The sequence below is a fragment of the Mucilaginibacter sp. UYCu711 genome, from assembly GCF_050433825.1.
GTDB lineage: Bacteria > Bacteroidota > Bacteroidia > Sphingobacteriales > Sphingobacteriaceae > Mucilaginibacter.
On record NZ_JBNPWM010000002.1, the window covers coordinates 1 to 25,713 of the forward strand.

25 protein-coding genes are annotated in these 25,713 nt (G+C 43.7%); 11 read left to right on the forward strand and 14 right to left on the reverse strand.

The genetic code is table 11. The features are described 5' to 3' along the window. Positions 1–867 precede the first annotated feature (867 nt). From ABIB50_RS04010 to ABIB50_RS04020, 3 genes are read left to right on the forward strand one after another with little or no spacing between them, the layout of a single operon-like run. Complete coding sequence (locus ABIB50_RS04010) at positions 868–1,335, forward strand: (2Fe-2S)-binding protein (RefSeq protein WP_429377471.1); 468 nt, start codon at positions 868–870, stop codon at positions 1,333–1,335. Next, complete coding sequence (locus ABIB50_RS04015) at positions 1,332–3,464, forward strand: molybdopterin cofactor-binding domain-containing protein (protein ID WP_429377472.1); 2,133 nt, start codon at positions 1,332–1,334, stop codon at positions 3,462–3,464. Before ABIB50_RS04010 ends, ABIB50_RS04015 begins: the two co-directional genes overlap by 4 nt. Positions 3,465–3,512: 48 nt before the next feature. Continuing rightward, a complete protein-coding gene (locus ABIB50_RS04020) occupies positions 3,513–4,061 on the forward strand; it encodes a hypothetical protein (protein ID WP_429377474.1) in 549 nt (182 codons plus the stop codon). Positions 4,062–4,088: 27 nt separating this feature from the next. On the opposite strand, the gene ABIB50_RS04025 is transcribed toward ABIB50_RS04020, so the two are convergent. The 9 genes from ABIB50_RS04025 to ABIB50_RS04065 form a co-directional block, all read right to left on the reverse strand. Beyond that, positions 4,089–4,580 carry a DinB family protein gene (locus tag ABIB50_RS04025; RefSeq protein ID WP_429377476.1) on the reverse strand — a complete coding sequence of 164 codons (492 nt, stop codon included), beginning with the start codon at positions 4,578–4,580 and terminating at the stop codon, positions 4,089–4,091. An 88-nt stretch (positions 4,581–4,668) separates the two neighbouring features. Continuing rightward, entirely contained in the window at positions 4,669–5,253 is a 585-nt protein-coding gene (locus ABIB50_RS04030; protein WP_429377477.1) for a nucleotidyltransferase family protein, read from the reverse strand. 2 nt (positions 5,254–5,255) lie between these two features. After that, positions 5,256–5,678, reverse strand: a complete 423-nt coding sequence (locus tag ABIB50_RS04035; RefSeq protein ID WP_429377479.1) for a hypothetical protein — start codon at positions 5,676–5,678, stop codon at positions 5,256–5,258. 85 nt (positions 5,679–5,763) lie between these two features. Continuing rightward, entirely contained in the window at positions 5,764–6,882 is a 1,119-nt protein-coding gene (locus ABIB50_RS04040; protein ID WP_429377481.1) for an XdhC family protein, read from the reverse strand. 118 nt (positions 6,883–7,000) lie between these two features. Further along, positions 7,001–8,821: a M56 family metallopeptidase gene (locus ABIB50_RS04045; protein WP_429377482.1), complete on the reverse strand. Its 1,821-nt coding sequence runs from the start codon at positions 8,819–8,821 to the stop codon at positions 7,001–7,003. Positions 8,822–8,834: 13 nt separating this feature from the next. Beyond that, on the reverse strand, positions 8,835–9,233 hold the full coding sequence (locus ABIB50_RS04050) for a BlaI/MecI/CopY family transcriptional regulator (RefSeq protein ID WP_429377484.1): 399 nt from the start codon (positions 9,231–9,233) through the stop codon (positions 8,835–8,837). A gap of 27 nt (positions 9,234–9,260) precedes the next feature. After that, positions 9,261–10,040: a GLPGLI family protein gene (locus ABIB50_RS04055; RefSeq protein ID WP_429377485.1), complete on the reverse strand. Its 780-nt coding sequence runs from the start codon at positions 10,038–10,040 to the stop codon at positions 9,261–9,263. Between the two features lie 7 nt (positions 10,041–10,047). Continuing rightward, positions 10,048–12,855: an outer membrane beta-barrel protein gene (locus tag ABIB50_RS04060; RefSeq protein WP_429377487.1), complete on the reverse strand. Its 2,808-nt coding sequence runs from the start codon at positions 12,853–12,855 to the stop codon at positions 10,048–10,050. A 197-nt stretch (positions 12,856–13,052) separates the two neighbouring features. Further along, positions 13,053–16,013: a sensor histidine kinase gene (locus ABIB50_RS04065; protein WP_429377488.1), complete on the reverse strand. Its 2,961-nt coding sequence runs from the start codon at positions 16,011–16,013 to the stop codon at positions 13,053–13,055. A 150-nt stretch (positions 16,014–16,163) separates the two neighbouring features. Here ABIB50_RS04065 and ABIB50_RS04070 point away from each other — a divergent pair, with 150 nt between their 5' ends. Together ABIB50_RS04070 and ABIB50_RS04075 are read left to right on the forward strand one after the other, a co-directional pair. Beyond that, a complete protein-coding gene (locus ABIB50_RS04070) occupies positions 16,164–16,988 on the forward strand; it encodes a 3-keto-disaccharide hydrolase (RefSeq protein WP_429377489.1) in 825 nt (274 codons plus the stop codon). A 253-nt stretch (positions 16,989–17,241) separates the two neighbouring features. Further along, positions 17,242–18,102, forward strand: a complete 861-nt coding sequence (locus ABIB50_RS04075; protein WP_429377490.1) for a sigma-70 family RNA polymerase sigma factor — start codon at positions 17,242–17,244, stop codon at positions 18,100–18,102. Positions 18,103–18,176: 74 nt separating this feature from the next. Here the strand turns inward: ABIB50_RS04075 and ABIB50_RS04080 are convergent, their stop codons facing one another. The 4 genes from ABIB50_RS04080 to cysC form a co-directional block, all read right to left on the reverse strand. Beyond that, on the reverse strand, positions 18,177–18,557 hold the full coding sequence (locus ABIB50_RS04080; protein ID WP_429377492.1) for a VOC family protein: 381 nt from the start codon (positions 18,555–18,557) through the stop codon (positions 18,177–18,179). A 19-nt stretch (positions 18,558–18,576) separates the two neighbouring features. After that, a complete protein-coding gene (locus ABIB50_RS04085) occupies positions 18,577–19,116 on the reverse strand; it encodes a DUF4199 domain-containing protein (RefSeq protein WP_429377493.1) in 540 nt (179 codons plus the stop codon). 119 nt (positions 19,117–19,235) lie between these two features. Further along, a complete protein-coding gene (locus ABIB50_RS04090; RefSeq protein ID WP_429377495.1) occupies positions 19,236–19,703 on the reverse strand; it encodes a response regulator transcription factor in 468 nt (155 codons plus the stop codon). Between the two features lie 67 nt (positions 19,704–19,770). Then, the gene (gene cysC, locus ABIB50_RS04095) at positions 19,771–20,385 is read right to left on the reverse strand and encodes an adenylyl-sulfate kinase (RefSeq protein WP_429377497.1); all 615 of its coding nucleotides are present in this window, start codon (positions 20,383–20,385) and stop codon (positions 19,771–19,773) included. Positions 20,386–20,468: 83 nt separating this feature from the next. Between cysC and ABIB50_RS04100 the strand changes: the two genes are divergently transcribed. The 4 genes from ABIB50_RS04100 (at position 20,469) to ABIB50_RS04115 (ending at position 22,260) form a co-directional block, all read left to right on the forward strand. After that, the gene (locus tag ABIB50_RS04100; protein WP_429377499.1) at positions 20,469–20,765 is read left to right on the forward strand and encodes a PqqD family protein; all 297 of its coding nucleotides are present in this window, start codon (positions 20,469–20,471) and stop codon (positions 20,763–20,765) included. A 6-nt stretch (positions 20,766–20,771) separates the two neighbouring features. Beyond that, entirely contained in the window at positions 20,772–21,215 is a 444-nt protein-coding gene (locus ABIB50_RS04105) for a lasso peptide biosynthesis B2 protein (RefSeq protein WP_429377500.1), read from the forward strand. A 103-nt stretch (positions 21,216–21,318) separates the two neighbouring features. Further along, entirely contained in the window at positions 21,319–21,510 is a 192-nt protein-coding gene (locus tag ABIB50_RS04110; RefSeq protein WP_429377501.1) for a hypothetical protein, read from the forward strand. 132 nt (positions 21,511–21,642) lie between these two features. Further along, positions 21,643–22,260: a 2OG-Fe(II) oxygenase gene (locus ABIB50_RS04115; protein WP_429377503.1), complete on the forward strand. Its 618-nt coding sequence runs from the start codon at positions 21,643–21,645 to the stop codon at positions 22,258–22,260. Here the strand turns inward: ABIB50_RS04115 and ABIB50_RS04120 are convergent. Beyond that, positions 22,254–22,808 (reverse strand): hypothetical protein, encoded by a 555-nt coding sequence (locus ABIB50_RS04120; protein ID WP_429377504.1) that lies wholly within the window; start codon positions 22,806–22,808, stop codon positions 22,254–22,256. The genes ABIB50_RS04115 and ABIB50_RS04120 overlap by 7 nt on opposite strands. A 101-nt stretch (positions 22,809–22,909) precedes the next feature. Here ABIB50_RS04120 and ABIB50_RS04125 point away from each other — a divergent pair, with 101 nt between their 5' ends. Then, positions 22,910–24,787, forward strand: coding sequence for an asparagine synthase-related protein (locus ABIB50_RS04125; RefSeq protein ID WP_429377506.1), 1,878 nt, complete (start codon positions 22,910–22,912; stop codon positions 24,785–24,787). A gap of 9 nt (positions 24,788–24,796) precedes the next feature. After that, the gene (locus ABIB50_RS04130; RefSeq protein ID WP_429377507.1) at positions 24,797–25,447 is read left to right on the forward strand and encodes an SET domain-containing protein-lysine N-methyltransferase; all 651 of its coding nucleotides are present in this window, start codon (positions 24,797–24,799) and stop codon (positions 25,445–25,447) included. Positions 25,448–25,713 lie beyond the last annotated feature (266 nt).

A 25,713-nucleotide genomic window follows, 5' to 3' on the forward strand; every position in this document is an offset into this window, starting at 1 on the left:
CGCAAGTATGTCGGGCAGGCATGCGGGCAAAGGCTACTTGTGCCTTTACAACCCTATAGCTGATTGATTAGCTTGTGTAGAGATTGCTTCGTTCCTCCCCCGCTGGCGCAAGTATGTCGGGCAGGCATGCGGGCAAAGGCTACTTGTGCCTTTACAACCCTATAGCTGATTGATTAGCTTGTGTAGAGATTGCTTCGTTCCCCGCTGTCCGAAGTTTATAACTTCGGACCATTATGCCTGTAGCCTGCGGCTACACGTGCAGGTGTTGTTTGGCTTACGATAGTCTCCTGCCCTTGTTGGTGTTATCAATAATGGCTGCGAACGGCGGGAGTAAAAACAGTAAAACACTTACTTTTTTTGATTTATACGGGTAAACCCTGGTATTATTAGGCAGAAAAGCGGGATATATTATTGCCGATTCGGCTTACATGTTTAAACATCAATTATTTTTAATAACACCTTAAATATCAATTGATTAACCTGCTAATTTTGTTTCATTTTGTTTCACTGGCTTTTTATATTCAGCTATATGTGAGACGGTTCGGCAAAAATCTTGTTTCACGTGTTTCATCTGTTTCACACGCACGTGAAACAAAACAGGGTTATTGCGCGGTAAATGGGCTGTGATTATGCAAACCTTGCGTTAGATTGAAGCGGATACTCCGAAGGAGTCCTTTGGACCGGCCCCGAGCCTAAGGCCTTGCGGCGTATGAGCGTAAAGCCCGGGCCGCAGGCAACGCCCATACTATCCTCCCACATTTCCCCCACCATCACCCCTTGTAACATTTTAACCATCAGCAATAAAGTGCTTGCATCCCAATTAAATAACCAATAGCTTTACCTAAGCAATAATTAAACGATCTTAATATGGCTACTTTTAAACTGAACGTCAACAATAAAGTACTTACTGTTGATGCCGACCCTGACACCCCGATGCTGTGGGTGCTGCGCGATCATTTAAACCTGGTGGGGACAAAGTTTGGCTGCGGCATTGCACAATGCGGCGCGTGTACTATCCATTTTAATGGATTCGCTACGCGAAGCTGCCAGTTGCCGGTGTCTGAGGTTAAAGATTCAAAGATCACCACCATAGAAGGGTTAAGTAAAGAGGGTACTCACCCGGTGCAAGTTGCCTGGAGCGAGATGGATGTACCACAATGCGGCTATTGCCAAAGCGGGCAGATAATGGCCGCCGCCGCGCTCATCAAACAAAACCCGCACCCAACAGATGATGATATTGATTTGGCCATGAATAATATTTGCCGTTGCGGTACGCATTACCGTATCCGCAAGGCCATACACTTAGCGGCTAAGAAAGGAGCGACAACCAAATGAGCGAGCAAGGATTTTCAAGGCGTAACTTTTTAAAAGTAAGCGCCATAGCCGGCGGCGGCGTAATGTTTGGATTCCATTTACTGGCAGATGCTAACCCGGCGCAGCATTTGGCCGATACCTTATTTTCGCCAAATGCCTATGTATCTATTGATGCCAATGGATTGATAACGCTGATGTCGCCAAATCCGGAGATAGGCCAGGGCGTAAAAACCGCCCTGCCGATGATATTGGCCGAGGAGCTGGATGTACAATGGGATAAGGTGCATGTTGAAATGGCACCGCTTGACCCAAGCAAATTCGGCGCGCAGGTTGCAGGCGGCAGCGGCGCGGTGCGCGGCCGATTTATGCCGATACGTACCGCAGGCGCAACAGCACGGACAATGCTGATAACCGCGGCGGCCCGGCAATGGGGCGTACCCGATAGCGAATGCACTGCCGAAAACGCCTTCGTGATCCATAAACCAACCGGAAAAAAACTCTCCTACGGCGAGCTGGCAGCCAAAGCCGCAACACTGCCTGTGCCAACCAACGTGCCGTTAAAGGACCCTAAAGACTTTAAAATAATAGGTACGCGGGTACATAATATTGATAACCATAAGATCATAACCGGTCAGCCGCTGTATGGTATCGATACCCGCCGCGAGGGTATGTTGTACGCGATAGTGGCGCGCCCGCCGGCGTTCGGCAAAACCCTAAAATCATTTGATGATACCGAAACCCGCAAGGTAAACGGCGTTAAAAATGTGGTGCAGGCGCATAATGTGGTGGCCGTACTGGCAACCAATACCTGGGCCGCCAAAAAAGGCCGCGACGTGCTGAAAGTAGAATGGCAGGACGAAAGCAAACTGGAAAGCACGGCCGACCACGATGCGTCATTTGCCGAACTGCTAAGTAACAAAAGCGACCGTCCCGGCCGTAATGACGGTGATATTGAAATCGCGTTAGCTAATGCAGCTTATAAGATAGTTGAGGCCACTTACGAAGTGCCCGCACTGTCGCATGCCAATATGGAGCCGCTTAACTTTTTTGCTGATGTTAAAGGGGATAAGGTTGAGCTTTATGGGCCAACACAGGTACCGTCAAGATTGCGCGGCGATGTAGCCAAAGCATTGAATGTGCCCGAAGCTAATATAACCTTAGGCATGCCACGGCAAGGTGGTGGTTTTGGCCGTAAACTGCAATCAGACAACGGTGTGGAAGCTGCGCTTATATCCCAAGCCGCAAAGGTGCCCGTACAAATGTTATGGATGCGCGAGGACGACATGCAGGGCGATTTTTACCGCCCGGCAAGTATGTTTAAATATCGCGCGGCAGTTAATCCAATAACTAACGAGATTGCTGCCTGGCACTTTAACGGTGCTGTATTAGCAGGTGGTTCGGCAGGTAAGCCTGATGGTTTCCCGGCGGCAAGTATTGCTAATTACAGGGCCGATAACCATAGTTTGAAAACTAATATACAGACCGGTCCGTGGCGTGCGCCTACATCCAACTCGGTAGCTTTTGCTGATGAGAGTTTCCTGGATGAGCTGGCCCACGCTATGAAAAAGGACCCGATTGCATTAAGATTAGAGCTGATTGAAAAAGGCAAGAACCAACCTGTAGGTAAAGGTCTAAGTTACGATCCGGTAAAATATAAAAGCGTGCTTGACCTGGTAGCGCAGATAAGCGGCTGGGGCAAACCCCAAAAGCCGAATACGTACTTGGGTTTCGCGGCGCATTACTCGTTCAGCACCTATGCTGCCCACGTGGCCGAGGTTACCAAAATGAAGAACGGTAAACTGCGGGTAACCAAAGTTTACAGTGCCATTAACTGCGGCCGCGTTGTTAACCAAAGCGGTGCCGAAACACAGGTGGAAGGCGCAATAATCGACGGGTTAAGCCATGCGCTGTTCAGCAAGGTTACCTTTGATAAGGGCGCGGTGGAGCAAAAAAACTTCAACACCTATAAATTCCTGCGGATGAAACATGCGCCGATAGAAGTTATCGTAAAATTTGTGCCGTCAGAAGATGCCCCAACCGGCCTGGGTGAACCAGGCTTGCCGCCAATTGCACCGGCAGTGGGTAACGCGGTTTTTGCGGCTACGGGGATAAGGTATAGGAAGCTGCCGTTTGAGTTTGAGAAGGCGTAAATAGTTTGTGGCACGGTAATAGCAATCATTAATAAACGTTGTTATACCATGAACACCATACCACTGTTACCTAATTTCAATCTTGTTAAATTTAAGGCCGATGTGAAGCAGGGTTTTAAGAACCTGGCTAAAGGCGGCTTTAAAAATATTTACAGCCATATAGATCAGCTGGGCATTAAAAAAGGTGTCGATGAGCTGGGTATTAACAAGTTTGTTAACCAATGCGCGCTATTAGCGGCCGGTAGCGGCGCAATGGCCGGTGCCGGCGGACTGGCCACCATGATAGTTGGCGTGCCGCTTGATATGATCAACCTGGTGACGCAGCAGTTTAGGGTCACACTGGCTATAAACTACCACAAAACCGGCCGCTATGAGGTAAAATTCAATGATTTCTTTAAGATCGTAGCATCCTCACTAAAAGTAGATGCCGGCGTAACGGTTACTAAAAATATTATGGAAGAAGTGGCAGAAAAACTGTTGCTCAACCTCGGCTCTAAAACCGCCGAGCGGCTGGTACCCGTAGTAGGTGCAGTGATCGGCGGTTCGGCTAATTATTTGTTTATAAAAAAGGTAGCGAGGCAGCTGAGAGAGAGTTAATCCGATAACTATTATCCACTTAAACATTTATTGGCTTTGTTGCACTAATAAAACTATTTGGCCCCTATGATTAGCCAGGTGGCTTGTACGCCCCATTAAAACATTAAGACGGTTCCGGTGCGGCTCTTTTGTAAAATCTTCTTCCGAAACGCTGGCGTGGCGTGTAAACCAATCGGCGGGTTTTAAGCTGTTAATATGTGCGGCAAGTTTGTCATTTACGATGTTCCATTGCTCCCTTAACTGGCTAACCGGCGGAAGATCAGCAATTGTTTTATCCGGCGCTTCTATAAAGGGAGGCACTAATTCCGGATATGATGCGTCCTCAAAACGCAGCAAAGGCAACATGCGGTCATGCACAGCAACCAAGTGTCCAAGTAAATAAATGCCCCTGTTTTTTCCCGGCGATATCTCGTTAAGCAATTCCTCATCGGAGATCTTATCCAATGTATCATTGGTGAATTTAACTTGCTGGTTCCAGCCGTCGACGGCCATTTTTACGAATAGTTGCTCTTGATCCATTGTTGTTGATTTGATTATTTAACTACGTCCAAATTAACTGTTTGAAGCAATAGTTTTATCGGCATAAAGTAAACAAATCAGGCCTAAATCAAGCGTTTCTTAGCAATGCCTCATAGTCACCAACGGTATCAATATCTACCCCGCCTTTTTCAAAAGGCATGGTCGAGATGTCATCAGGATGGGCGTTCAATACCTTTTTGGCGCCTTCCTGTCCCTGTAGTAAAGTCAACTCATCAAATAGCTTTCGGTTAAACAGCACCGGCACGCCAATAGTGTCATTATAGGTACAGGCAATGATCTTTTTATTGGTTTCCTGCTGTTTATAGAGCAGGCTATCAATCAACCGGCTGGTGACAAAGGGCTGGTCGCACAACATGATAACTACCTGACTTACACCCTCATTTTTCTGTATCTCTTTTATTGCTAACGCGATGGATGAACCCATGCCAGCCTGCCAATCGGGGTTGTGGATGATGTCAATATTATAGTTTTTTATCCCCGGTTCGATCTTGTCAGCACTGGAACCCAGCACCACCGTAACAGGGCGGCACTTGGATTTTAGCCCGGCCTCAATAGCTATCTCCAGTAAGGTCTTGCCCTTATACAAAAGCGTCTGCTTGGGAAACCCTAACCTGCTTGATGCGCCCGCCGCGAGTATAATTAACGCTGTCATCCTTAGTTACACCAGGTGATAAATACCCGTGCATTTCCTTTCTTCACGGTTGTAAAAGAGGCGATCTTATCCTCCTTAATTAATATCAGGAAGGCTATACCCTGCTCGCCTTTGAAGCTGAAAATACTGTCCTCATCGGCTTTGCCCGTTAATATATCACGCTCATTTTCAGGCAGTTCATTATAGGTTTTCAGGTATTCGCCGAAATGACTGGTTACCTTTTTAGATTGCCCAAGCAACTTCATCCTTAACCGGTAAAGCTCCAGGTCAAGGGCTTGTTGGGTGTCCTTATTTGCAGCGCATAGATATTTTTTCATCAGGGTTTCGGCGGGTATGTTTACGTTGATGACATCCTTTAAAAAAGCCTCGATCAGCTCCTGTTTCCCGGTCGCGGCTTTGGCAGGTTGCACAAAAAATATCGCCATAAAAAAAGGTGCAAAAAACAACCATTTATACCCATATAAGCACCTTTTGTACCCATATAAGCACCGTGTGTTGCCATTTAAGCCGTTATATTCCATGAATTGCGACTACTTTATTGCGAAGTGATAAACCGTTCCTTGCAGACAGCACCGCCTTGATTTCCGCGACTATCGCCAAGGCAATTTCTTCCGCCCCTTCCGACCCGATATCCAATCCCACCGGGCCATAAATTTTCTCCAGTTGCTCCGGGGTTATTTTTGTGCCGGTGTCCTCCAGCTCGGTTAGCATCCGCTCCAGTTTCTTTTTGGGGCCGAGGATGCCGATGTAGGATAGGGCCAAAGGCAAGAGTTCTTTTAACAGGTTTAGCTCATAGATATAATTATGGGTCATCAGCACAATGGCGGTCCACTCGGTTAATTCGATATGACCCAGCACCTGTTCGGGCCGGGCAACAATTACTTTCTTTGCCGATGGGAAACGCCCGGGCAGGGCGTAGTTGTTACGGCCATCAATAACCGTAATATCCCAGCCTAACACAGCCGCTATTTGGGTTAGGGGGATGGCATCATTACCCGCCCCGATTATTACCAGCGAGATCACAGGCTTTACGTACTCCATAAACGCGGTATAAGTCGCGCCATCAGTATAACTATTATTTGCCGACCGTTGATTCTTTAATACCTCCTGCGTGTCGCTTTGCAGGGTATCCAGGTAAGGCGCGTTAGCTATTCCGTTTACCAGGCGATCGTCTTCCGTCAGGCACAAACAGGTACCCGGTTGCGGCGCTTTGCGGTCATCAACAGAAAACAGCGTTACCAGCACCGCCGGCTTGCGGTTATTTACTATTGCCTTTAATAAGTTTATGGGGTTATTTGCCTGCTGGGTAATTGGCTCTATCAGGATATGGATGATCCCGTTGCAGCCTAAACCGACACCCAGTTTTGCATCATCATCGTCGGTAGTGTCGTAAGTTACCAGCATGGGTTGCTGCTGTAGTATCACCAGGCGGGCTTTTCTCAAAGCATCACCTTCTAAACAGCCGCCGCTTATGGCGCCGGTTAGCTGGCCATCCTCAGTAATTAACATGCGCGCGCCTGCCCGGCGGTAGGCCGACCCCTCAACCAAAACCACCGTAGCCAGTGCGGTTTTTTTGCCTTGCTTTGCGGCTTCGGTAAAAGCGGTTAGTATGTCTGTTATCTCTTTCACGGTTCTATAAAGCTATGAATAGTTTTTTATTCAAACCATTGTTTAAATACCCTCAGATTTTCATCTAAAAGCATTTGAGTAACATTCATTATTGCCGGCCTTGGTTTGCCCGTTAAATCTACAGGTCCCCCTTATCAAAAACAACCCCCTTGCCTTCTGTGGCATAAAACAACCCGTTCTCAGGCTTTATCCCGTAAGCTTCCTTCAATTTTTTCTGTAGCGCCTGCGACTGCTTTTGATTATTAACATATAATTCGGTATCACTTAAACTAAAAGAGTGGATGCCTGCCCTGTCTGCAACTATTTTAGCTTTTACAAGTTCGTCCATTACGGCATGTGCCCGGGCCACTTGTATAGGTATTTGCGGGTCGGCAGGTAATTTCTTCTTACCTGCAGGCCTGATACTTGCCATCGCGGTATCTTTAGTTAAATCGCGGCGGTCTTTTTTAAAGCCTTTGCCTGCATCTGTTTTAAAACTTTTTACAGGTGATGCCGACTGTATTGCTAATTTGCTATGCTTGTTATCCTGCACGGCATCGATACGTTTAAGTAAGCTGATATAATTATTGAATTCGGCTTCAGCAACCGTTTTATCGTTCACTTCTACAAGCGTTATTTTACCATCAGCAACAATAATATGATAACGGTTATCGCGGTTATCAACTATATTCATATCACGGTTATTCTTATCACCGTTGGTGTTTTTGTACAAGATATGTTTAAGGGTTAAAGTAGTATCTGCCAGTTCAGAAGGTTTAGCTATCGATACAGTATCGGGCGCTACTTTTTTTGCTATCGCGATTACCTGTTTTACTGCCGGGTTTTCAGTGTTTTGGTGGGGTAGTACCGGTGCAATAGTCCTGGCTATAAATGTTACACTGCTTTTTACCGCAGGTTTTACCTGCGGGATGAAAGTGAAGGCGGATAGCAACAATACCCCGGTTAACAATACTGACATTTCGACAACACTTAACCGTTTATTTTCTTTGTTCACCATACGTTTAAGCCGGTCAATCAATTGCGTGCGGCGCAGGCTTAAAGCCATTGCCAGGCCGCCTGTTGTATCCGGCTGGCCCTGAAAGGCAATCAGCGCTTCAAGATAGCTGCCTTTATGTTGTACATTTGCAAGTACCATATCATCACAGCAAGCTTCTCTTTCTTCGCGGATAAGGGCCGATAACCAAAGAATAGCAGGGTTAAAAAAGAAAACGGCTTCTACCACACTTTGCCAGATATTTACAAAATAATCACGGCGGCGAATGTGCGCCAGTTCATGCCATAAAACGGTTTCCACTTGCTCTATTGATAACTGGAATATCAACCCCACCGGCAGGATGATAACCGGTTTAAAATAACCGAGCGTAACCGGCACTTTAACCAACTCTGACTGTAGCAGGCTAACCATCTTGCGTACACCCAGGGTTTGGGCATATGCGCGTACCTTGTGTTGCCAATCCGCACTTATTTGATGTACACGGTGTTTACGGATACGGTTGATGTAGAACATACCTCCTGCCAGCTTAAGGCTTTTAAAAATAAAGCAGATAAGCCATATAGCAAATAGCCATCCGGCATTTTGGTTTAGCAAGATTGCAAAGCTGTTTAGCACATATGTACCGCTACTAATATTTTGTACAGGTACCGCGCCATTGTTGGGTATGGCCGGTATGGTGCCGGGATTATACCCGTTTTGAGCAGCAGTAAAGGAGTTATTGCTGATCTCGTATATCAGCGTATACCCCATTACACAAACAAATAACGCTAATAAACTGCATAATAATTTATACCGCATAGCCGGTGCCGCTTTGCGTGTAAAGGCAATTACCAGGCCGGCCAGGGCCGCGATGATCAGGCCTATCCAAACGGAGTGAATAAGTGTCCAGCAGATGGCTTTTACTTCGCCATCACTAAACCAGCGGTGTATAAATTGTGTGTTCATTAGCTTTTTGTTTTTATTTTTCGTCGATCTTTTTGATCAGCTCTTTGTATTGTTCCATTTCTTCGGGCGATACCTTTTTATTACCCAGCAACTGCATCATCAATCCCGCTGCCGATCCGTTAAACAGGTTGTCTACCACTTTTTCCAATAAAGCACCTTTGGTCTTCCCTTCTTCTACAGCAGCACGGTAAACATGCGTCATTTTGCTATCGTCTTTTTTCAGCAAGCCTTTTTCTACCATTATCTGCATCAGTTTAAGAGTAGACATATATATCACCTCGCGCTTTTCCTTATTCAGGTAATCATTTATAAAACGCGCGGTAGACGGACCATTTTGCCAAAGCACCTGTAGTATTTCCAGTTCAGACTTGGTAGGTTCGTTCGACGCGCTTTTTTCTTTCTTTGTTTTCATACAACAATAATAAGAAATAATTCTTACCTATAGCAAGCTGTTTTTTATCGTCAGGGCTGCCTGAGCGGGCTGCGTATTCTGTAGCGCGTCTTTTAGCACATCCATTAATTTTTTATTATCCATAGTCTTGCCACCTTTAGGCGGTTTGATATCCGCGGGCGGTATGGCCATATCCAATATCCGTGTCGCAAGCCAGGTTACATTCTCGTGCGGCAGCGCCACTTGCAGTATCATACCCGGCAAGCCGCCAAAACTTTCAGGGCCGCCTGCTATGTGTATCTTCTCGGTAAAAAAAGCTACCACGTATATCGAGTCCATCATTACACCATTGGCCCGGCGGCAGGTATATCCGGCTATCTCGCGGGTCTCATCAGTAAGGCGCCATTTTATTTTGCGGACACTATCTGTCAGCAGGAAATCATCCCCCAAAACACTTTTTTGCGCAATAGAAATACCTGTGTTATGGTCGCAGTAAATAGTGTTATTTTGGCCGGCCATAGGTATATTAAAGCCATTTCCTGTTACCGTTTGCTTGTCAACCGGGGTAAAAAGTGTGTTGTTATTACTAAATGTCAATGTGCTTCTAAATGTCCTGAATTGAGGGTTTGACACCTGATATTGCTCAAAAAGCTGCTGCTCATTACCCGTAACAAACTTGCCTTTTATCTGCCCTTTCCTGATGAGCGCGTACGTGTTCACCTTTTTTTCAAAATCAATGGTACCACTTGAGGTAAAACGTGCGGTTTGGGCCTGAGTATGGCAAACTTTTATAGCGATAAATAAGGTAATATATATAATGCGTTTCATAATGTGTTTATTGTTTTTGAGTGGTAGGGCCAAATTTGCTAAAGTCCCAGCTAAGCGACAGGAAGAAATATCTGCGGATACTGCTATAACTGCTTTGTGTAATAGATGTGGCTGTAATGTTACGGTTAAGTATAGCGTTTTGATTAAGCAGGTCATTCACTGCAAGCGATAGCTTTAATGCCTCGTTCTTTAGGAAGGTTTGTGATAGGGAGGCATTCCAGATAAAGCGCGACTGTGCCTCAAAGCTTTGAGTTGCGCCGCGGTAATTGTAGTTATATGATGTAAATATAATAAACTTACCGGGAAGATACACCTGGGCCCATGCATCAGAATACAAGCCCCCTGCATTGTTGTTTTGATTTTGCAGCGAAAAATTACTCAATGTATAGGTAGGGCCTATCACAAACGATAGGTCATAGGTTTTTACCTTGCTTTTTCGTAATTGCACATAGCCCGAATAGTTATTGCTGGTTGAAGTAACCAGCACATTATTACTGTAACTGTACCCCTTATCACCCGAAGCATCCAATTCCATTTCAACATTCATTTTTAATGGTTTTATATTGAAAGACAAGTTACCGCTGAACGAATAATTATTGGGTGTTGCGCCTTGCAGGTTAGTATACAAAACAGTAGTTTTCCCGGTGGAGGAGGTATTGACAGTATTAACAATGGCATTGGGGTTAAAGCCATACATGCCGCTTAGTGTAATAAATATACCACCCAAACCGCCCGATCCGCGATAACGCACATTCATGCGGTGCGAGAAGGAAGGCTGCAATACCGGATTGCCCAAAATCACATTCAGCGGATCGTCATTAACCCGCACGGGCTGCACCTGGTCAATAGTAGGTTGTATGGTACTCCCGTAATAGTTAACCGACACGTTTTGGGCCTGTGATATGCGTAACGAATAATTTAATTGCGGCGCCCAGTTCAGGAAATCACGGCGAAATATGCTGCCGTTGTTAAGATTATGCTGCTTAAAATCAACAACATACAACCTTGTACCTACGTTTATGACCGACTTACCTGGATGATAACTTAATACAGAACCAACCTGGTTGGTAAGCTGGTTAAACTGGTAATTGTTGCTGTAGACGCTGTCCGGCTGATCATATCTACCCGATGGTGAAAGCCTAAATGTATTACGGTTTGCATGGCTGTTATTTATACCGATACCGTAGTTAAACACCAGCGCAATTGCTTTTGATAGCGGCTGTGTGTAGGTGATGTTACTGCTTACTAAAGCAACACTAAGGTTAGTAGTTTTATACTGGTCGATATGTGTTGTGCTGTCCTTGGCCCCCGATGCGTTATAAAAATCGAGCGCCGAGTTTTGGTAGCCACTTGTTTTATTATTGTTGTACAAAGTTGATACCGCCCATGAGAAAGTGCGGCCCTCCTTAAGCTTACGCGTATAAAACGTGCTCATGTTGAATATCCTTATATCATCGTGGCTGCTTTGGCTTTGTGTGTTTTGGTTAAGCAACATACCATCGCGCGATGTTGTGGTAAAGTAGTTGCTTTTAGTATCAGCATACTTAAGTGTGCCATCTGCCGTTATCTTCAGATTTGATATAGTGTCAGGACTAAAGGTATACGATCCATCTAACTTTTGCCTGAAAGCGGAATTATCAAAGCTTTTATTGGTATTGCTGTGCAATGTTGCCGAGGGTAAAGCCCGGTCGGTTGTTACTTTATTCTGGCCATTAACATCAAGGTAACCCACTTTGTAGTTGGCATTCAATATATCTTTATTAGTATTCCACTTAGCATCGTAATGTATACCGCCCGTGCGGGCCGTTGGGAAACCACGGCCATTATATGTACCGTTAAAACCGTCCTGCTCATCTGCCACGCCTGCAGGTACTATCATCACATCGCCCACCTGTACTACATTGCTCGCAGCGCCTATGCGGTTATTATCGCCCTGGCCAATGCTTACTTTGCCGGTAGTGGCGGCTGTGGCATAAGCCGCATAACGCTCGCCGGGCTTAAAGTGGTTATAAAGCGCTTGTCCCTCGTATAAATCAGGGTTACCTGCTCCGGCTTCAAGTTTGCCAAACATGCCCTTATTTTTATCTTCCCTTAGCTTTACATTTATGGTTTTGGTTTTTACGCCATCGTCTATCCCGGTAAAAGTGGCCTGATCGCTTTTTTTATCATACAGCTGGATCTTGTCAACCATATCGGCACGGATATTACGAGTGATCAGCTTCGGGTCATCACCAAAGAACTCTTCACCATCCAGCAGCACTTTTGTTACCGTTTCGCCGTTGGCGGTTATTTTGCCATTCCTGTCTATCTGCAAACCGGGTAGTTGGCGCAACAGGTCCTCCACTTTATCATTAGGTTGTATCACATAGGCTTTCGCATTAAATTCGGTAGTGTCACCTTTTATTTTAATGGCGGTCACTTTTCCTTTTATCAGCACCTCTTGCAGCAGACGTGATCTTGGCTGCATGTTTATCTTCCCAAAATCGTGCAGCGGGTTGGCCGTATCCAGCGTAAAGGTTTCGGCATAGTCAGCATAATCCGGGTAAGTAACCAGTAAAATAAATTTACCCGAAGGCAGACTTTTAACTACAAATGTCCCCCCACCGTCTGTATAAGTATATTGCTGAATAACGGAGTCGCGGGCATTAAGCACATACACTGTGCTGTTAAACATCTTGTTGAATGAGGCTGTATCGGCTGCCGACCCTTTGATGCTGTAACCCTGTTGCGCCAGGGCAGTGGTGCTACATAAAGCGACCCACAAAGTCAAAACATGCTTGAGCCTGAATGTTTTAGATAGTTCAGATTTTCTCATGGCTCAAACATAAGAACTATTTCTTATATAAGAAATGGTTCTTATGTAAGAAATTATTAACTTACTGATTGTCAGCCAAATAAAATAAGAAATAATTCTTATGTTGTTGGCTTTATTGGGCTTTTACCGCAATTCAGCCTTATTGCGTTAAATAGCACACTGTTTTAAGTTGGTATAAAAAACCCATCCTTACCCTCTTATTTCTCCCCCTCCTTACCTGTCGGAATCCTTAAAAGCCTGGTTATAAATAACTGCCATTTGTTTAACTTTTTGTCAAATTCAACAACCTGCAGCGCACTAAGCGGTATCTTAATGTTGATATGGGCACCTTCGTTATTTTCAATCGATAGGGTGCCATCAAATTTTTCAACCCTCTGCCTGATATTCCCAAGCCCCATACCGTTTGGCCGGGCATTATCCGGGTTTATCCCTACGCCGTTATCATTAACAGCAATATAGAGCGTTTGCTCGTCGGCGAACGTTTTTACTGCTATCGTGCTTGCTTTAGAGTGCTTGATGGCGTTATGCACCAATTCTTTAACCAACAGGTAAATGTTTCTGCGGCTTAGCCCGGTTATTTTTAAATCAATAATATCTTCGGGCAGCTCATATACAAGCTTTATTTCAGAATGCTCAAATAGTTTATTGATCTGCAGATAGGTATAATAAAAAAGGTTTTCCAGGTTATCATACCCCACATTGGTGCTCCAGATAACATCGCGGATCTTTACAGAAAGATCAGTTACCATATTTTCTATCTCGCTTATCTCGGGGCCGGCATTTTCTTTTTTGCCGGCGGCATGGGCAAACGAATGGATAGCAAACACGCCCGACCCGATATCGTCATGCATTTCGGCGCTTATTCTTTGTCTTTCAGCCAGGATCAGTTGCTGTTGCGTATCAAACGCCTTTTTTAAGGCTAATCTTTTACGCAGCATTGTTACGTAACCGTATAAAATGATTGCCAGGAACACAAAAACTAAAACTATTTTAAAGCCAATCCCGCCCCACCAGGGTTCGGCTATGGTAAAATCATAGCTTATCATGGTGTCGGCCACGCCCAGCCGGGGGTCCACTGCAATGGCTTTGAAACTATAGTTCCCGGGCATTAATGACGAGAAGCGAATGGTGCGCTCGCCGGGTTCGGTAGTTAACCAGGTACTGTCGGTTTTGGTTGCCAGGCAATATTTGATATAAATGTCCTTAGCTTTTAAATAAGCGGGGACCCCGATGTTAAACAGGACATTGTTTTCGGTGTAGGCTAATTTACGGCTGCTATTTGCGGTTGCTGTTTGATTGTTGACCTTAACAGATAAGAGATAGTTTTTCAGCCGCTTATCCGCGTTTTTTACCAGCGGGAAATTATCTAGCCCTGTCGGGGTAGCTAAATAGATGCGCTGGCCGGCCAGGTCAAGATCAAAAACCTGCGACGCGCTGCGGTCGGGGAAAGTATAATTGTCAACCAGGATGCTTTTTTGGGTGTTAAATAGCTGTAATGGACCTGAGCCAAGGATCCATAAATTTTTGCCGGTTGGTTTAAGCTTAAATATCGACCTGGAAAACAGGCCGTTTTGAGCAGAAATATGTTTGACCTCGTTTTTTTCGACCACCAGCATACCGTTGCTGATGGTGCCGATATAGAGCCGGTGATCCAGGCAGGCTAATGAGGCGGCATAAACCTCGTTATTGTTAAACAAAAACGGGTTCATTCCATTTTTGTCAATTTTAAACAGCTTGTTTTTAAAAGTTACGAACAAAGCTGCCTGGTCCGGGAAATACGCGATAGCGCGGCTGCGCTGCCGCAGGTAAAAATAATTACCGGCCGGGCTGTATTTTAAAACCTGGCCAAACGCGGCGCCAAGCTGCCTGTTTAACCGATCGGATTTTTCTTTTGGCAGTATAAACACGCCGCTTGTTGCAGCGATGTAAATGGCTTTATCATCATAACTGACTTGCTTTACCGAGTTAATATCAGCCAGTTCTGTAACTGTTTGGGTAGGGATATTCACCATATAAGTAGCGATAGCGCAGCCGACAATATATTCATCCGCGCTAATAGCCGTAATATTAAAGATAGACCCGACAGTGGCGGACACCTTGAGCTTAAAGCCGATATTTTTGGAAACCGGGTCATACAGCATCAGGAAGCCCTGTTGGGTGCCCAGTAATAACTGCTCTTTATAACTTCTGATACTTACTACCAGGTCGTCATCAGCTAAAGCCGGTACAATGGTTTTATTGGCGATATCTTTTTTGGGCTGGATAAGCAACCCGTAGAACAAACTGCTTAACCATCGGTTGCCTTCCAGGTCGGTTACGATATCGGATAAATTATACCCCGTTATTTTTTCACCATTTTTAAGCGAGTAGCTGCCACCGTTAGTGTTTACCCACTGGTTGCCGGCGGTGATAGACAGCGTGTTGATAAAGCCGTTAAACTTAAGTTGCCGGTACTGCTTAACCGTATCGTTTTGCAGCAGCAGCTTTTTAACTATGCCCGAAGGGTTGGACATCATGTACACCGTATCCTTGTAAGTATTGGGGGCCACGGTGTAAACATTGCCCGGAATTTGGTCGTCGCCGCTATAAGCCAGCTTTTTTAGGCCAGCACCCCCTGTATACGAATACCATTTTTTATCGCCATGAACCAATACCTGGTCTTTTAATACCGCCAGGCTGGAAGTATAGGTGCCGGTGCTGATATACCTGCCTGTTAAGTTTCGCGTATCAAGCACAAACAAACCCTTATCCGAGGTGGCCAAAAGCTGGTCATGGAACAATACCAGGCGGGGGAAATTGCTCTCATTTTTATAATTATAGCTTTTTAACAGCGTTACCGTTTCATGATCGATATAAAAGATCTGGCCGTTGAAATTATTGAACCAGATGCGGCCGTAGTTGTCTTCCAGTAAATTGGTACATCCTAAAGAAATTTGAAGCGGGCTGCTAAAATGGACGCAATTAATCCCATCGTAGCGCGCTACACCATAATCGCTGGCTATCCATACAAAACCATGCCTGTCAACATGAAGGTCATACACCTCTTTGGTTGGGAAATCAAATGCCGGTTTTATCTGGCTGTCCTGGGCTTTTAACCCGGCACAAATAAAAAGTAAAAACGCGGCTAACTTAATATTAAACAGAAACGGCTTGTGCATGAATCAGGGACTTGCAAGTAAATGTATATATTTTCGTATAAAAAGAAAGATTATCTTTATTGTCAAGACAAATATTACCCGGTACCCGCCCAACTGGCTGTTGTAATCACCAATCCCAATAATTACATTTAGCCAACCAAATCAATAAACATGAACCTATCTTCAATTACCAAAACCCGTTATATTTTAATTTTAACCGGCTGCCTGATATTAGGCTGCAGCGGGCCTAAACAACTAAGCAGCAACAACGCCGACAAGGGCTGGAAGACACTTTTTAATGGTAAGAATATTAACGATTGGACTGTTAAGATCAATCATCACGAAACAGGCGACAACTTTGGCAATACCTTTAGGGTTGAGGATGGTATCATTAAGATCAGGTATGATCAGTACGGAAAATTTAACGACCAGTTTGGCCATTTATATTATAAAACGCCTTTTTCTTATTTCCATTTACGTTTCGAGTATCGTTTTGTTGGTAAACAGCAACAAGGCGCACCCAGTTATACCTTGTTAAACAGCGGGGTGATGTTCCACTCGCAGGACCCACGCACCATGCTTAAAAACCAGGACTGGCCAATCTCTATCGAAATGCAGCTATTGGGCGGCCTTGGCGATGGCAAATCAAGGCCGACAGGCAATATGTGTTCGCCGGGTACTGATGTTGTTTATAAAGGCCGGGTATCGCCCGATCATTGCATTAACTCTACATCAAAAACTTATGATGGCGACCAATGGGTAAAAGGCGAACTGATTGTTTTGGGTAGTAAACTGATAACCCATATTATTAACGGCGATACCGTGCTGCAATACTCAAAACCCACCATTGGCGGCGGTGTAGCAACAGGCTACGATCCTAAATATAAGGTGGATGGCAAATTGTTAACCAGCGGCTACATAGCCCTGCAAAGCGAAGGCCAGCCGGTAGATTTCAGGAACATTGAGATTAAACAGCTGCCTGTTGAAGAGCGGTAAAGTTTATAGTTCAGAAACTCCTGTTCTATCGGGGTAAATCTAATGGACAATTGATATTACGACATACGCACTTCTTGACATCCAGTTAACACTATTTTTTACTTTTGTGCTTATCTTTGTACGTTAAAGATTTTTTACAACCCTATCGTCCGCAAGCACCAGCAAGTTCGCTGCAATCTCCTGGAGAATTATTCTGCTTATCGCGCATATTGATGCACCGGATCTTTAGCATTCACTTAAAAAGATTTTATAAATGAGACAGCTTAAAATAAGTGAGTCGATCACTAATCGTGAGACGGCATCGTTAAATCAATATTTGTCAGACATAGCAAAGATCCCGATGATTACGCCGCAGGAAGAAGTGACGCTTACACAAAAGATCAGGGAGGGCGACCAGGCTGCGCTGGAAAGACTAACAACAGCAAACCTGCGGTTTGTTGTATCGGTTGCAAAACAGTACCAAAGCTCGGGCCTTACGCTCGGCGACCTGATAAATGAAGGTAACCTTGGCCTTGTTAAAGCGGCAAAGCGTTTTGATGAAACGAAGGGTTTTAAATTTATTTCGTACGCGGTATGGTGGATCCGTCAGTCTATCTTGTCGGCTATTGGTGAGCAGTCGCGCATGGTGCGGTTGCCGTTGAACCAGGTTGGCGACCTGTCGAAGATCGCTAAAGCGGCTTCCAGGCTGGAGCAAGTATATGAAAGGCAGGCAACACCCGAGGAACTGGCAGAAGAGTTAGAAACGACCGTCGCAAAAGTGACTAATTCTTTAGCTAACGCGGGCAAACACCTTTCTTACGATTCGCCGTTTTCGGCCGAGGAAGATAATACGTTGCTGGATGTGTTGAAAAGCTCTGAACCCGGAACTGATAAGGAAATGATGAAAGAATCATTGAGCATTGAAGTTTCCAACAGTATGCGCGTACTTCCTCAAAAAGAAAAAGAAGTATTATCCTTATTTTTTGGCCTGGGAAATCAACACGCCCACAGCCTCGAAGAAATTGGGGAAATGTACCAGCTCACCCGCGAACGGGTAAGGCAAATCAAAGACAAAGCATTGTCAAGACTTCGTGATAGCCGGAGCAGCCGGGTGCTGATATCGTATTTAGACTAATAAAACCGCCCCGGCAATATTAATATTATAGCGATGGGTTTGAAACCCATCGCTATATTTATGAAAAGGCTCCATTACTCATCCTTCGGTTCCCAAAGCTCAATGATGTTACCTTCGGGGTCAAGTATATGAATGAATTTGCCATAGTCATATTCTGCTATCTCATCAACAATGGTAACGTTTTCCTTTTTTAGTTCCTCAACCAGTGCAACCAGGTTGTCAACCCGGTAATTGACCATAAAAGGCTTTGCCGATGGATCAAAATATTTGGTGTTAGCGGGGAACGTACACCAGGATGTAGATCCTTTTATCGACGGATCCCCGGCATCCAGCCAGTCAAACGTCGTCCCGTATTCGCTGGTAGGCAGTCCAAGATTTTTGGCATACCATTCGTTCATTGCTTTCGGGTCATTACTTTTAAAAAATACGCCTCCCAGGCCCGTTACTTTTTTCATATAGTCTATTCTGTTTTAATTATACGTTTATTGGAGCTGGCTTTACATTGCGCTTAAGTATAGCCGCAGCTATTAATGATATCAGGATGCCAACCGGCGCAATTTCCAGGTAGGTGAACATCGCCCTAAAGGCGGCGTTTGTTTTATACTTTTGCATGGTAGCTGCCATTTCAGCCGATTGCTTTTGTATTTCGGCGGCGTTTACACCGCTTGCCTTCATTTCGGCAATAGCCTGTGCCTGGTATTTATCACCAAAATCCGGGACGAAATACTTATAGTCTATCATCCAAACCACCACATACACGGTCGACGCGATAAGTGTTATCCAAAGGCCTATACCCAGCGCTTTACCGAAAGTAATTTGCCCGTTGTTATACGTATCCCGGTAATTTTTAATGGCTACAAAAATCAGCGAAAAGCCCAGTATCATCGTTGCATACCCAAAAACCATGCGGGTATTAAGGCTCAAGCTATCGCTCAACAGTCCTTCGCAAAATACCCCCCAGGTGATACTTATAACACCGGCTATTACTCCGAAAATCCAAATTGTCTTTTTCATTTTTTTATTGCTTTAAGTTTAAATCGTCCTCAAAATTGAATTAACGGCTTGTATTTTCACTCATACTTTTGGGTGATTTTAAAAAAAAAGGCTATTATCACCCAAAAGAATGACGTGCATCAGGGTATCAGCCCTAATCGCTTCGCGGTTTCAATAGCTTGTGTACGCCGCTCTACCTCCATTTTCAAAAACAGGTTAGATGTATGTGTTTTAATGGTATTTAACGATACAAATAACCGCTCGGCAATTTGCCGGTTACTTAAGCCATCGGCTATTAATTGCAAAACTTCCAGTTCGCGGGTACTTAAACGCAGGCGGTTTACTTCGGCCTGGTTTAAAACAAAATCGGGACCGGTAAAAACCTGTTTTTCAACTATCACTGTTTTTACTTTGGGTGTTACCAGTTTTATAGCAAGCCATATACCCAGGCCGGTAAAAATAAGCGCGATGGCGCCGGCATAAATTTCGAAAGCGTGATTAATAATTATAAAATGCCACTCCAGCCATTTCAATAACAGCAGTAACAAGGCAAGGGATACCCCGTATAGTATATTCTGTTTATTTTTAATGATTGCTCCAATAATCATGGAATGAGGTTTTGCATTTTACCCAAATGCAATTTATCATAATTTTAGCTTTATAACACCAGGTAAACTATAACTTATACTGGTTGGCGTTATTCAGCCAGTCAATTATAGTTTTAACACATTCGTTGGCCGAGGTTACGTCAGTATGTAAATGGATATCGGGCGAAGCGGGGGCCTCATAGGGGCTGCCTATACCTGTAAAATCTTTAATTTTTCCGGCCAGCGCCTGTTTGTATAAGCCCTTTGGGTCGCGCATTTTACAAACCTCGAGGCTCGAATCAATAAAGACCTCTATAAAACTGTTTTCACCAATAATATTACGTGAGGCATCGCGATCGTTTTTAAATGGTGATATAAACGAAGCTATCACAATAATCCCGGCATCATTAAAAAGTTTGCTTATCTGCGCCACTCTCCGGATATTTTCAGAACGGTCCTTTACCGAGAAGGTCAAATCGCTGTTAACACCCAGGCGGGTATTATCTCCGTCTAAAATATAAGTGCGGTATCCGGCTTTAAAAAGGCGGGCTTCAAGCTCGGCCGCTATAGTTGATTTGCCTGATGACGATAAGCCTGTAAACCACAAGGTAAACGCTTTATGGTTATTAAACTTTTCCCGCTGCGCACGTGTCACTTTAGTTGTTTGTGCAAACAAGTTTTGGCTAACGTCATTTGTCGGCATAGGGTTATTGTATTAAAAACAGCGTTATAAATCACGCCTAAAGTATTAAAATAAATACTAATATTGTATTCTATTCTATTTAAATGAGCAAAACCCAGGAAATAACAGAAGCATCATTGATACAGAGAAACGAGTCTAAATTTTTGGCTAGCGCCCTGGGCGAGGAAATTGTAATGATGAACACCGATAATGGTGCTTATATTGGCGTTAACAGTGTAGGAAGCGATATATGGAACCTGCTTAGTGAACCTATACAAACTGACCGGCTGGTAGATGAAGTTGGCAAGATGTACGATATTGATACCGAAGAGTTAAAAACAGAAATAAACAACTTTTTGCAGCGTATGCTTAAGCATGATATGATAATAGTTACCGGCTAATTAAAAATGAAACTTTTGCGCAAAATAAAAACAGCCTTTAATATGCCTGGCGCAAATAGGATGCTGTTTTTTGAAGCATTGGTTACATCGGCCTGGGTGCGTTTTACGCTAAGTTTTTTGCCCTTTAAAAAAGTAATGGCTTGGTTGGGTAAAACCAATATATTGCCCGATGTTGAGCTTACGCCCGAACAATTATTACAAATAAAAAAAACGTACCATACCCTAAAGCTATGCGATAAGTACGCGATTTGGAAAACCGAATGTTATACCCTTGCGCTTACCGGCAAAATATTGTTGCGCCGCCGCAATATTCCAAGCACTTTGTACATAGGGTTTAAAAAAAATGGCGAAAAGTATGAGGGACATGCCTGGTTAAAAACGCCCGATAACAGCGTTATATCCGGCAATATGGATCTTACCCAGTTTCATGTAAACGCTTTTTTTTCTTAGTTCGCTACCTGGGCTCCACAGAATAAATACGAAAGTTGCATACTTCCTTAATTTTGGGGTTATAAATGCTTAAATCCCAATTAAATAATTAATTTATCCCCTTATGGAACAAAACATTGCTAAGTCAAAAAACGCAGCTTCAATTAAAAAACAGTGGAATAACCCTGATTTTTATCTTTTAGACAGCACAAATGTTAATAGTGGCCTTTCAGCGACATTTCACGAAGGTGTGGGGGATCCTGTAAAAGTGGCGAATGGAAGCTCGGTTGTAACTTCAGCTTTTTATCACTCTTAGGCTTGTACTCCATTTATGCTTAACAATATTTAATCAGTAATCTGGTTTATAGCTATTATCGGTGAGTAATTTAATATCGCTTTATATGTGTCAATTTTCTTGTATTATTGGATAATGATTAATATCCAGCTGATGGAAAACAATTCCTGCCTTGTTTTTAATGATTTTTTAGAACCCGGAATTAACGCCGAACTTTATACGCATGCCTTGCAGCAAAAGGAAGCGTTTGAGCATACCCAAACTGTTGGTAAAGATGGCAAGGGCGCGGTAAACGAAAAATGGAGACACTCCAACTCTTTGCTTCCCAAATATTTTATCGATTATTATAAATTGCTTGCAAAAAAAATAAAGGGGCAGGCACCTGATATAGCCCAACAATTAAATATAGAGCCTTTTGAGCTTGGCCATATTGAAATGCACCTTACCAGCCATAACCACGGCGAGTTTTATAAACCACATATTGATAATGGCACCGGCCCGTTAAAAAATCGGGTGATAACCTTTGTGTATTATTTCCACGCTATACCCCGCGAGTTTACCGGCGGGCAGCTGTTATTTTTACATAACAAACCCAAGCCGCTAATTGTTGAGCCGCATAATAATTCTATTGTTTTCTTTAATTCATCCTTAACGCATGCGGTGCACCCGGTAAATTGCCCCAGCGGGCAGTTTGAGCATGGCCGCTTTACTTTAAATGGCTGGATATGGAAAAAAGTTGCCGAAGAAGAACCGGTTAATGCCGGTCAATAATGTCCTTTGGTATTGTTCAGGTCGTCCTTTTGGTCGGCATACGGGCCATGCTGGTCTACATAATGTAGAAAAGCATTAGCGCACGGGCCAGATATATTAGGCTGGCGCCAGTGCACCAGCTCAACACCCTTAAATATTACCGCGTCGCCGGCCTGCATTTCAAAGCAATGTTTGTTTTTATCTTTATCACGTATCCATATAGGCCAGGGCTTATCATCGTTACCTAAACATAGGCTTACTGTAACCTCGCAGGCAGGGCGGTCCAGATGCCGTGTAAGCTCATCGTTTATATTATACTTACGGGCGTAGCTGTAGGTTTTATATAATGAATAACCGGTATGTTGCTCTACAGCCGGTAGCAGGTTTTCTAATAATTTCTCAAACAAGGGGTTCTTGTAAAATCCTACAGCGCCCGGTACCTGTTTGTCATTTTGCCCTTTTCCAAGATCAACCAGTTTATTAATAAACATATAAAGCGGGGTGGTATCGGCCAATCCGCTCACCATCATAAAACCTTTTTCTTTAAAATTATTGGGGGCGCTTAACATGTTGAATATAAATACCTTCTAAAATAAATCAATAATATGATAATACACCGGCTTAATAAAATAGCCGCTTCAAACTTATACTTTTTATTACTTTTACGGAAATGAGTGCTATATACGGTAAGTTAAACCTTGAGTGCGGCGTGATCTCCCCGGAAAACCTTTCATCAATACAAAATAAACTTAACCATTGGAATGCTGATGCTACAGGGACATGGACCAATAATATAGTTGGCCTTGGTCATTTAATGCTTTACAATACACCCGAATCATTAAACGAAAAACTGCCTTATTACAAAACTGAAAGCGGGTTAGCTATTACTGCTGATGCACGGATTGATAATCGTGATGAATTGTATTTGCTTTTAGGTTTAACCGGCGCCGAAAAAAATCAATTGCCTGATAGCAGCTTGATACTATTGCTGTATGAAAAATATGCTGAAGGTTGCGTAAAGCACCTTATTGGCGATTTTGCCTTTGCTATTTGGAATAACAAAACCCGGCAGCTTTTTTGCGCCCGCGACCAGATGGGTATTAAGCCGTTTTTTTATTATCTGCATGATAACTGTTTTGCTTTCGCATCAGAAATAAAGGGGTTATTGGCCATTCCGGAAGTTGACAAGACCATTAATACCCAGTTTTTATACAACCAAATGTTCCGCACGTCTGAACAAAAGGTTGATACAACGTTATATAAACACATAGGCCGGCTGGCACCGGCACATACGCTTACTTTGGATCCGGAAAATAAAACACCGGTACTACAACAGTATTGGCACCTTGACGCGGATATTGAAATTAAATTTGATACCCAGCAAGAATATTACGACGCTTTGCTACAGCACTTTGAAACTGCGGTTAAATGCCGGTTACGCACTGCTTACCCCATAGCAGCCGAACTGAGCGGGGGCATGGATTCATCAGGCATAACCGGTGTGGCATCACGCTTTTTAAAAGAGGATGGCAGAAGCCTGGTTACCATATCAAACACCATCCCCAGGCATGTTACTGACGAGGAGCAGCTGCAAAAAAGCGAACGTACCTGGATAGATGCTGTAGTTGATTTTAATCATATTGAAAAGGCTGTTTGTACTGTTTCGGTACCTGCTGAACATATTTTTTCAGACATAGATTTTATGCTGAATGTAAACTCGGGCCTTGATAGCTGGGAGCAGCACTGGCAAACACCCATCCGCGAAGCGGCAAAAAAAGAAGGTATACGTACGCTGCTTTCTGGTTTTCCGGGAGATGAAATGGTTACCTACAGGGGTAAATACTATTTTTTAGATTACCTGGACAAAAAACAATATTTAAAATATCTGTTTGCCAAACGTAAATTCCCGGGCTTTCATAAACTTGATCCGTTTATTCCACATCGCATTCGCTATCAGTTGCACTTGTTTAAAAACAGTCTTGGCTTATATAATAAACACATTAAAACAGCTTTAAAAATCTTTAACATACCCAGCCAGGCTATTAAACAAAAAGGGGATGTTAACTGGCTTGATCCGCTAGTAAAAGATCAGTTTAAAAGCTACCGCCATTACCAAAAGCAACGTTTTTTGCGTTATCATTTACCGGCCCGTATGGAAAGCGAAACCCGGAATGGCTTGTATTTTGGTTTTGAGCCGCGTTTCCCGATGGCGGATATAAGATTGGTGCAATATTACCTTTCAATGCCTAATTATATTAAATATGAGGGCCAGTTATACCGCACAGCCTACCGCAAAGCATTAAGCAAATATTTACCAAAAGAGATTTTGGAGCGCGATGACAAACGCGGCGGCATGTCGCCCTACAGGGAACCAATTACTGATGAAGCTGTAATAAAAGCGAAAGAAGAACGATCAAAGGCGTTAATTAACGAAATGTTTAAAACGCTTGAAGGTAACCCGTTTATTAAACCAAAAGCTTTAAAAGAAAAAAGAATGAATTTAACTATCTTCAGGTGGTTACAAAAACAGGCCAATGGCGAAATATAACAGTTAAAAATGGACGAGTCTTTAAAAAACGACCTGGCAAAATTATTAGAAGCGCACCCCGAGCTTAAAAACAGGCAACTGGTTTTTAGTGCCGATGATGTGGTGTTTGGCAAAGATGCGGAACAGCTTTTAAATAAAAAAGATGACGCTACGCTTTGCCGGCCACAACCCCAACTCCCGGATGTTATTAAGGGGCATTCACCTAAAATTGAGGTGCGCCGATCGCCGGTGCATGGTTATGGCGTTTTTGCTAAAGAGGTTATTGACGAAGGCGAATTTATTGAGGAATGCAAGTTATTAAAAATGGGTTGGCGGGGTTTGTACCCGTCAGATCCCACAATAAAAGATTATGCATGGGGTAACCGCGGCTGTACCTGTATAGAGTGCCGCAGGCATGGCGTATTTCAATACCTGGCGCTGGGGCTGGGCTCAATATATAATCATGCTGATGCGCCAAACACCAAGCAAAACTTAAATTTTAAAACCGAAGTCTTTACGATAAAGGCCCGCCGCAGGATAGAAAAAGACGAAGAAATATTTGTAACCTATGGCGATAAATACTTTTTAGTGCGCGATTTCTGGAAAAACATCCAAAAAACAAACGAATTGGAGAAGGTGGCCAAGGCTAAAAAAAATGCCGCGCAGACAGGTGAAATTTAAAAATCAGAGTTTATTGGATTTCTAAGAAAGGGCATTATAATACATGATTGGAGTGCCGAGGTATGAATCTGCCCCGCTGTTTGATGTTAACCTGGTATGACCTCCGACATGAACTTCATGATTTGCGTTGAGACCTTTTGCGTGTATATCATTTGTGTCCAACAAAAAAACTTCAGGGGTTTTCCAAACTTTTTTTGCGGGGCTTGTGCCCTGGTTAGGTTGTGTCATGGTACTACTTATATTAGCTTTTAGGGAACAGCATATAA